This is a genomic window from Nostoc sp. NMS4 (assembly GCF_017115095.1).
GTDB lineage: Bacteria > Cyanobacteriota > Cyanobacteriia > Cyanobacteriales > Nostocaceae > Nostoc.
Genome location: NZ_JABXKI010000403.1, coordinates 1 through 9,757, shown reverse-complemented (window position 1 = coordinate 9,757; position 9,757 = coordinate 1). Strand labels below are relative to the sequence as shown.

General features: G+C 43.2%; 6 protein-coding genes. 2 read left to right on the top strand and 4 right to left on the bottom strand.

Annotation, left to right across the window (positions count from 1 at the left end; genetic code table 11):
• Nucleotides 1-362: 362 nt before the first annotated feature.
• Complete coding sequence (locus HWQ37_RS32760) at nucleotides 363-1,091, bottom strand: Ycf66 family protein (RefSeq protein WP_292755305.1); 729 nt, start codon at nucleotides 1,089-1,091, stop codon at nucleotides 363-365.
• Nucleotides 1,092-1,308: 217 nt separating this feature from the next.
• On the opposite strand from HWQ37_RS32760, the gene gndA reads away from it, so the two are divergent.
• On the top strand, nucleotides 1,309-2,739 hold the full coding sequence (gndA, locus tag HWQ37_RS32755; RefSeq protein ID WP_292755303.1) for an NADP-dependent phosphogluconate dehydrogenase: 1,431 nt from the start codon (nucleotides 1,309-1,311) through the stop codon (nucleotides 2,737-2,739).
• A 105-nt stretch (nucleotides 2,740-2,844) separates the two neighbouring features.
• Here gndA and HWQ37_RS32750 read toward each other — a convergent pair whose 3' ends face one another.
• The 3 genes from HWQ37_RS32750 to cax all read right to left on the bottom strand — a co-directional run bounded on the left by HWQ37_RS32750 (nucleotide 2,845) and on the right by cax (nucleotide 6,539).
• Nucleotides 2,845-4,017: a DarT ssDNA thymidine ADP-ribosyltransferase family protein gene (locus HWQ37_RS32750; RefSeq protein WP_292755302.1), complete on the bottom strand. Its 1,173-nt coding sequence runs from the start codon at nucleotides 4,015-4,017 to the stop codon at nucleotides 2,845-2,847.
• Nucleotides 4,014-5,150 (bottom strand): serine/threonine-protein kinase, encoded by a 1,137-nt coding sequence (locus HWQ37_RS32745; protein WP_292755301.1) that lies wholly within the window; start codon nucleotides 5,148-5,150, stop codon nucleotides 4,014-4,016. The genes HWQ37_RS32750 and HWQ37_RS32745 overlap by 4 nt, the downstream gene beginning before the upstream one ends.
• 297 nt (nucleotides 5,151-5,447) lie before the next feature.
• Entirely contained in the window at nucleotides 5,448-6,539 is a 1,092-nt protein-coding gene (cax, locus tag HWQ37_RS32740; RefSeq protein WP_292755300.1) for a calcium/proton exchanger, read from the bottom strand.
• 530 nt (nucleotides 6,540-7,069) lie between these two features.
• Between cax and HWQ37_RS32735 the strand changes: the two genes are divergently transcribed.
• Nucleotides 7,070-9,757, top strand: a 2,688-nt coding sequence (locus tag HWQ37_RS32735) for a DUF3536 domain-containing protein (RefSeq protein ID WP_292755298.1), incomplete at its 3' end; no start/stop codon positions are given.

The following is a 9,757-nucleotide window of genomic DNA, read 5'->3' as shown; positions in this document are numbered from 1 at the left end:
GTCTGTCCCATTAATTTTGCTGGGTAATACTAGATTGTGATTAAATAGCGATGTGGGTGCATCCGTGCCCACAAGCTTAGATGCGATCGCATTTGTTGATTGCACTTATTATCAAACAACAAATCGATATAAAAAATGAGTAAAAATACAGATAAACTCGTAATTCTTTCGTTGAAGTTTTAACGAAATAAATCCACAGAACTACCCATCTACCCATCTCAGGCAAAAGGACACTCCACTATGTTGAAAAAGGAATTATAAAAAAAAATGAGGAAGGGGAATTACGCGATTAGGTTAAAACAAGTTGAGTGAAACCCAACATCATCTCAGGTTAATGTTGGGTTTCACAGAATTCAACTAGTTTAATTAGGCGGTATTGCTTCCGGTGGCGTTTCGGCTGGGGGCGCTAGTACCCCATCCGGCGCAATTTCTTCTACAGAAATCGGTTGCTTATCCTCAATTTCAAAATCTGGTTGCGCTGCTTCCACCAATTCAGGAGATGGGGGATGTGGGGGAATCGCTTCTGGTACACTCTCGGTTTTTGCTTCGATGTCGGTAGTAACTGTCTCCTCTGCTGGTTGTTCTGGTATGACAATAGTTTTGTCGATAATCTCAATAGCAGGTTGTTCGGACAGAACAGAGGTAATATCTTCAGGTTTGGGCGTTGTGGGTGTCTTTTTACTCACAGTTTGCTGCACCTTGTCTTTCGCGCCACTGAAGGTACTACCCAGACTTTTTTGCAACTGGCCTAGCCGTTCTTGAAGGGACAACTTATTTACCTGTTCCTGAATGCCAGTTTTCACCGTCTCAGCACTAGGTACTTGGGTTTGTTGTGCCTGTGGGGTCAATTGCCGACGTAATGATAGAGTTTGCCAGCCAAACCAGACCAAAAGAGCCACACTAGCCAGATGACCCAGCAACAAACCTCCAGTGATGCGTGGTGCAAACACCCATAATACTAAAGCGTAGAACAATCCTACGCCACTCCAGATAAAGTCATTCTTACGGTGGATTTCTGGGAAAAAGAAAGCTGCTATGTAAATGGCTAAACTACCAAGACCCACTACCAAAGCTAGGACAAATGCCAGCATTATTTGGTTACTCCTTAACTGCGTCCTTTGATTATTTCAATTTTGCAAATTTTGCAAGTCAATTGTTGATTTAGATACAATTTAAAATTAATTATCCATGTTAGTTGTGGATTTTTGTCGTTTATATCAAGTCTTAAGGTCTTCTTTAGGGGAGAAGGGAAAATATCGGACTACCCTTATAGGTAAAGGATCTGCAAGAGTTAGCCAGAAATTTTTTATGACACTACAAAGCTTTGGTGTGATTGGATTAGCCGTTATGGGTGAGAACATCGCTCTCAACGTGGAGCGCAATGGCTTCCCAATTGCAGTTTACAACCGCTCCCGAGAAAAAACGGATGCGTTTATGGCGCAGCGCGCGCCAGGACGGAACGTCAAAGCCGCCTTTACTCTAGAAGAATTCGTTGCCTTATTGGAACGTCCCCGCAAAATTCTAGTAATGGTGCAAGCTGGTAAGCCAGTAGATGCGGTGATTGCTCAACTCAAACCCTTGTTAGACGAAGGCGATATCATTATCGACGGTGGCAACTCTTGGTTTGAAGATACGGAACGACGCACTCAAGAATTAGAACCTGCTGGGCTTCGGTATCTTGGTATGGGTGTCAGTGGCGGTGAAGAAGGGGCGCTGAATGGGCCTTCACTGATGCCTGGAGGTACAACAAGCTCTTATGAGTTTCTATCACCAATTTTCAACAAAATTGCTGCCCAAGTCGATGATGGCCCTTGTGTAACCTATATTGGCCCTGGTGGTTCTGGCCACTATGTCAAAATGGTACACAATGGTATTGAGTACGGCGATATGCAGCTAATTGCTGAAGCCTACGACTTATTGAAAAGTGTCGCTGGATTAAACCCCAGTCAGCTACATGATGTGTTTGCTGAATGGAACACCACCGATGAACTCGATTCATTTTTGATTGAGATTACGAAGAATATCTTCCCATATATTGACCCAGAAACAAAAAAACCCCTGGTGGATTTGATTGTTGACGCAGCCGGTCAAAAGGGAACTGGACGCTGGACTGTGCAAACTGCATTAGAATTGGGAGTTGCTATTCCCACAATTACAGCCGCAGTTAATGCCCGGATTATATCTTCGATTAAAGAGGAGCGGGTTGCAGCATCGAAAGTCCTCACAGGCCCCAGTGGCAAGTATGACGGGCAAACTAAGGACTTTATCAACAAAGTACGCGATGCTCTCTATTGCTCAAAAATCTGTTCTTATGCTCAAGGGATGGCGTTGCTATCCACAGCTTCCAAAACATATAACTGGAATTTGGATTTGGGCGAAATGGCGCGGATTTGGAAAGGTGGTTGTATTATTCGCGCTCGCTTTTTGAATAAAATTAAAAAGGCTTTTAGCGAAAATCCAGCTTTGCCTAACTTGCTGTTAGCTCCCGAATTTAAGCAGACAATTCTCGACAGACAGACTGCTTGGCGGGAAGTGATTGCGACAGCTGCAACGCTGGGAATTCCAGTACCCGCATTTAGCGCATCCTTGGATTATTTTGACAGCTATCGCCGCGATCGCTTGCCTCAAAATCTAACTCAAGCACAACGCGACTACTTTGGCGCACATACCTACCAGCGTCTTGATAAGCCTGGAACTTTCCACACTGAATGGGTTCCTATTGCTGAAGCTAAGAAGTAAATTTCCACACTTCTAAATTCTCAGATTATTTGTAAGTGACTCTAATATCTAGAGTCACTTTTTTGTTAATATATTTTCAACTTAAGCAATTATAGCGACTGGGAATTAAGAGAGATTCAGCAAGTAATCATTAGTTAAGTATTTGGAATCAATTTGATGTTCTCGTGGAAGATAAATCGCAACTGGAATTCCTATATTATGCAGATAACGACACATTAGCGGCCCGACTTCAGCCCAATTTAAGTTGCCTAAACCACAACCCAAAGCTGGCATTGCCAAAGACTGAATACCAATTTCATGACAATTATTTCTAACCCAGTCTAAGCCACCTTCAATGTCTTCTAAACGAGAGTTTTCTCGCCATTGTGTTTTAGTAGCAAACGACAAGAACCACTTTACAGCATTGGAGGTCACAAGAGGAAGGCTAAGATCGGCTAATTCTTGGTCTAAAGAAGCTTCACGTTTATAGAGATAGGGATTTGTAGCAGTAAGCTGTTTATTCCGGCAAGCATCTTGATAAACTACATATACGTCAGGAAACTGATATTTTGCCCGTGATGCTAATCCTTTGCCCATTATGCCTTGAAGATTAACACTAATCGTCAAAGTTTGCATATTTGAAAAAAACATATCCCCATCAATCAAAGAAATATTAGTCCCAATACGGCTGGCAGATATGGGTTGGAAAAACATATTGGGTTCAGGAACAACAGGTATTTTAGCTGAACCAATAATTGTTTCGACTCGCTCTTTAGCCTTATAGTCTGCTACAAAAATTGAATGAACAAGTTCTGGGCTAATTTGCTCAGGAACCAAGCATTCAGCCATTATCTTTCGTTTAGAACCATCAAGCTCATTCCACCACTCATTTTGAATAATTTTCCATTGTTTCTGAAGTATTTCTATTCCTTCTTTAATAGCAAAAAATTGAGTTGGGTCATTGGCAGCATTTCCATCTGTAATTAGTTCTCCTGCTGCTGCAAGTACATCAGGTTTGATTCCAATAACAGCAATATCTCTTTTGTCTTTTCCATGAACCACCCGATACATCATTGGGTTACGTGGCTGAAAGTATAAATTAGCATACTCCCACAAACTACTCCTTCCAGGCGTAGACTTATCTTTACGCTTGCTAACAATCTCACTATCGTATATGGGTGTATATGAAACTCCTAACTCCTCAACTTTTTTGTGGGATAAAATACCTCTTTGAAGTATTGAGGGCAAATTTTCAATATGTGTGATGTAATAGAGGCTTTTGATATTTGGTTTTCTCATTGATTTGGCGTGTTATTCTTTCCAAGAAATTTGGCTTTTAATTCTTCTAATTCTTGATCTATTTTATTTGTACTAGGAGGCTGAGGTGTGGGGTTTTGTGGCTGTATTTTATTTGGTTGAGGTTTACTGTTACCCAAAAATTGAGTTTTCATTTGCTCTAACTCTTGCTCGATTTGACTAGGAGATGACGATACAAATGTGGGTGGTGATTGAGGGATGGGTTTTGGGGCGATAACTGGTGTGGCTGCTACTTTCGGCTGTTGATTTAAATCGTTGAGAACTTCGTCTACTGTTTGATAACGCCGAATTGGAATACTCTCTAACATTTTGTTGAGAATGCGACTCAACTGATTACTGATGGGAGTTTGCAAGTATTGCTGCCAGACCCAAGTATCGTTGTTAGTATCATAAGAATCAAAGGGCGATCGCACTGTTAATAAATTAATACAAGTCACACCCAAACTATAAATGTCGCTGGCGAAAATAGCCCTGCCTCTCATTTGCTCAGGGGCAACATATTCTGGACTACCAATACTAGTACCAGTTTGATTTAAGGCAGCGCCAGTGGCAGATTTGGCAGCACCAAAATCTACTAATACTAGTTTGCGATCGCTCTGGCGTAAAATAATATTTTCTGGCTTAATATCGCGGTGAATTACGTGTCTGGTATGACAAAATTGCAAAACTGACAATAAATCGTTTAATAGTTGCCAGATTTGTATTTCGCTAAAAGCACCTCTATGTGCCAATTCTTGGGCTAAGTTTTGCCCATCGATAAATTCTTGTACAAGATACTGGCGAGCTTCTTGGGTAAAATATGCCAGTAGTTCGGGAATTTGGGGATGTTTGCCCAATTCATCTAACTGCACCGCTTCTTGGTTAAATAATTCCACGGCTTTTGCAAGAGTGTTAGTGCCTTGGGATTGGGGATAAAATTGCTTAATTACGCAGCGTGGTTTTGAGGGTTTATCCTCATCCACAGCTAAGAAGGTTTTGCCAAAACCACCTTGTCCGATTGGTTTGATAGCACGGTAACGTTCTTTGAGGAGTAACTTGGTACCGCAAGTCACACAAAAGTTGACATGATTGGGATTTTCAGGCTTGGGACAATGGGGATTAAGGCAGTAGCTCATACAGGCGATCGCTCTTATATCTCTTTATTTTCTCCTGTCCCAGGCAAAAGCGGGTAATCAACAGATTTTGGATTTTAAATTTTGGATTTTGGATTTGTGTCACCCACAAGGGTTGAAAGCGTGTAGCGGGGTATTAATCCAGGATAAACCAAAAGAATCTAAAATTGGCTCGGCCAAGTGCCACAGCTAACTAGTACAGCGCGGCGGAAATCAAGCTACCATTTGAAACAAGCAAAAGCCTTGATATATAAAACTTTTGACTTTTAACTTTTGACTTTTGACTTCCGCCTTGCGGTACTACCCCACCGCATCCATAACTGGATGGAAGTAGAAGGCGAACCCCAATACTGTATAAGCAGCTAATAATAAAGTCCCTTCCAACCAATTGGATTTACCATCAGAACTAATACTGTTGGCAATCAACACTGACACAACTACAGCGACTAATTCAAAGGGTTTGAAATCTAAATCCATTGGTTTACCTAATACCCGCCCTGCTATTACCAACACGGGCGCGACAAATAGGGCAATCTGCATACTTGATCCCACCGCTACCGAAAGGGAAAGATCCATCTTATTTTTCATTGCTACGGTGACTGCTGTGGCGTGTTCAGCCGCGTTACCGACGATGGGAACCAAAATCACCCCTGTAAACAGCGCCGTCAAACCTAGTTGAGATGTGGCTACTTCCAGAGAATCTACTAGCATTTCTGACTCAATTGCCACTAGTAAGGTACATACTAGCAACACCGCAACCCACAACATCATATTTGGTTTCGCGTGAGGCGTTTCTTCTTCTTCTGTCTCCGCTACACCCACATCATAAAGATAAGAGTGGGTTTTCATCGAAAATAGCAGCGTTAAGCAGTAAACCAGAATTAACACCACAGCAACAGCAATAGAAAGATTTTGCAGTGTTTCTTCGTTAATTCCTTGAGAGGTATAATTCATCGCCGTTGGCATCAAAATCGCAATCACCGCCAAATTCATCGAAGCAGCATTTACCCGCGCCACTATTGGCTGAAATGTCTGTTCTTTGTAGCGCAGTCCTCCCAAAAGCATGGAAAAACCCATCACCAGTAGTAAGTTGCTAATAATCGATCCGGTGATACTGGCTTTGACTACATCGATTAACCCAGCGTTCAACGCTACTAGGGCAATGATTAATTCTGTCGCATTGCCAAAGGTGGCGTTTAACAAGCCCCCCAATGATGGCCCAACTACGACAGCAATTTCTTCTGTGGCTGTACCCATCCAAGCTGCTAAAGGCAGAATTGCTAATCCAGCTGTAATGAAAACTGTCAATTCTCCCCATTCTAGAAAGTGGGCTGCTACAGAAACCGGGATAAACAGTAGTAAAGCGAAAAGAATAATGTTTTTAGTTGACATTTGTTGTCTTAAGTTGAGGGTATCATTCACAGCGAGCAATCCTAAGTTTCAAGTTTGGAGTGTTGAATTAACAATTACTTTCATTCAGCACTCCGATATGGTACTCTCAACCGCCTGTAGAACAATTCAGAAATTGTACTGTTTTCCGTTCAAGGCTGCGGATGTTGTGTAAAAGCAGATTGCGATATAATGAGTTTTCGTAATCTTTTGTTGCAAAAGTATGAATTTGAGCCAAAATATTACATCGAAGATGGGGTTTAATATATTAAAAGACAATTAAAATTTTGATTAGCGCCCAAGAAGAAAAACCCCTAACTGAGGCTTTGTTCAATGGCTAATTACTTTGAGCCTTCAGGGAAAGGGCTGTACAATAACGCAGATTTCCCACTACGATGAAACCGCCTTGTCAAAAATTTGGTTGGATTCCATAGTTGTTGTTTATACCGGATTTTGTGTTTAAACTATTGGAGTAAGGTTTACGCACAATATTTTCGGTGCAACTGCAAGTTTTTTGTTTTGGATAAATATACATGACTTCTGCTGCCCAAATGCCAGCTAGCTCTGGCTCAACGTTAACATTACATTCAGATCCCAATAACGCCAAAGAAACCGATCCCCTGAGCAAGGCTAATGGTGTTTATGTGACGGTGCATGGTCATTTTTACCAGCCACCAAGGGAAAACCCTTATCTGGACGCAATTGAACGCCAACCGAGCGCTGCACCTTTCCATGATTGGAATGAGCGGATTCATTGGGAATGCTATCGCCCAAATGCCTTTGCCAGAGTCTTAAATGACCAAGGCGAAGTGGTGGGGATCGTGAATAATTACGAGTATTTCAGTTTTAATATTGGCCCAACGCTGATGTCGTGGCTAGAACGCTACGATGTGGAAGTTTATCAGCGAATTTTAGAGGCGGATGCCAAGAGTAGCGATCGCTTGCATGGTCACGGCAATGCGATCGCGCAAGTATACAATCACATCATCATGCCTCTGGCGAACGAACGCGACAAATATACCCAAATTCGCTGGGGTAAAGAAGACTTCCGCTCCCGCTTTGGCCGCGATCCCGAAGGAATGTGGCTAGCAGAAACGGCTGTAGACTACGCCACCCTAGAAGCTCTTGTTGCTGAGGGTATTCGCTTCATTGTCCTTGCACCTTCTCAAGCACTGCGTTGCCGTCCCCTGCCCACTCCAGATTGTCCCCATCCAGAATGGATTGAAGTCGGCGGTAGTCAGATTGATTCCACCCGTCCCTACCGTTGTTATTTGCAGCCCACACTAGACACTTCATCTTCACCTCTGAATGCGATCGCCACTAGCCCCAAAGATAGTAGTACAGAAGGATTACCCTACATTGATATCTTTTTCTACGATGGGCCGATATCGCGGGATATGGGTTTTAGTGATGTCGTTTATAATTCCAGTCACTTTGCGGGACGTATTGGTTCGGCGGTACGCGGGGATCATCGCCCAGCACAGTTAATTTCGGTGGCAACGGATGGAGAAACCTTTGGACACCACAAAAAGGGAACTGAGAAAACTTTAGCCTACGCCTTTACTAAAGAGTTTCCCCAACAGGGTTGGACGGTGACGAACTTCGCCCACTACCTCAGCTTAAATTCTCCCGATTGGGAAGTGGAATTAAAATCAGTTACAGCCTGGAGTTGCGCCCACGGTGTCGGCAGATGGGAAGATGATTGTGGTTGCGGTGGGGAAGGCGGTATTTGGCATCAGAAATGGCGTCGTCCCCTGCGGGATGCCCTAAATTGGCTGCGGGATCAGCTAACTGAAGTTTATGAAGAACATGGTAGACAGTTATTTCGTGATCCCTGGCTAGCACGAGATGAATATATCCAAGTCATGCGCGATCGCTCTGCTACCAATGTTAATCGTTTCCTCGCCCGTCATCAAACCCACAAACTAACCGCCGCCGAACAAGTAGACGCTCTCCGCCTATTGGAAATGCAGCGTCACGCTTTGTTAATGTTCACTAGTTGCGGTTGGTTTTTTGAAGAAATTTCCCGCCCAGAGGGGACACAAATTCTCCGCTACGCCGCCCGTGCTTTGGAATTGGCAGGGGAAGTGGCAGGTGTGCAATTGGAAAAAAGCTTTGTCAAACATCTTGGTTTAGCCCCCAGTAATGTGGATCAGTTCAAACACGGTGCAGAAATTTATCGGCAACTCGTGTTAACCGCCCAACTTGGCTTTAAGCAAGTTGCAGCCCATTACGCCATTACTTCCCTATTTAGCAATCAGAAACCAGCAGAGACACACAATTCCCTACCAATAAAAGATGCTGCTGACAAACAGTCTGGGCGTTACCAGAAGCGCGTTTATTGCTACGCCGCCAATGAGCTAGATTACCAACTGCAACGCATGGGATCGCTAACTCTGGCTGTGGGGAATTTAAAGCTAGTATCAGAGATTACTTGGGAGAGCGAGCATTTGGTATTTGCAGTTCTACATTTAGGAGGCTGGGATTTCCACTGCGGCATTCAACAATTTACTGGGCGGCGTGACTACAGCCAATTAAAAGAAAAGCTGTTTGGGGCATTAAAACAAGCTAGTGCGGCTCATACGATCTTGGCGATGACACAGCTATTTGGAGAAGAAGCTTTTAGCTTGCAAAATCTATTTGCTGAAGAACGCCACCGGATTATGCGGCTACTGAGTCAGGAAACACTAGCCCGTTTAGGACAGTTGTATACCCAAGCTTACCGTGATAATTATGGTGTGCTGATGGCGTTTCATCGTGATGAAATTGCAGTACCGCAAGAATTGCAGGTAGCAGCCGATATTGCATTAGGGCATCGCTGTATGATGACATTGCGATCGCTTGAGCAAGATATCGCCGATCCCCAAAAGAGTTGGAATCACATAATAGAATTAGAAGCGATCGCCACTGAAGCAAAACATCTGCGTTGTCGGCTAAATATTCCCGACGGTAAACAGATGTTAGAACAATTAATTGCGCGATCGCTCTGGCAATTGTTGCACGATGCCAATGGTAGTTTTAATGCAGATATCCAACTATTGGAACGATTGATTGATGTCGGGGATCAACTAAATATTGACATTTCCCTACAGCGATCGCAGGAACTATACTTTAGTTGTCTGCAAAGTCAGATAGCACCGGTGTGTATCACTAGCATTGGTAATGAAGGGGATAATCAGTGTCTTCAGTTGCTCAAGTTGGGCAAAAAGTTAGCCGTTGAT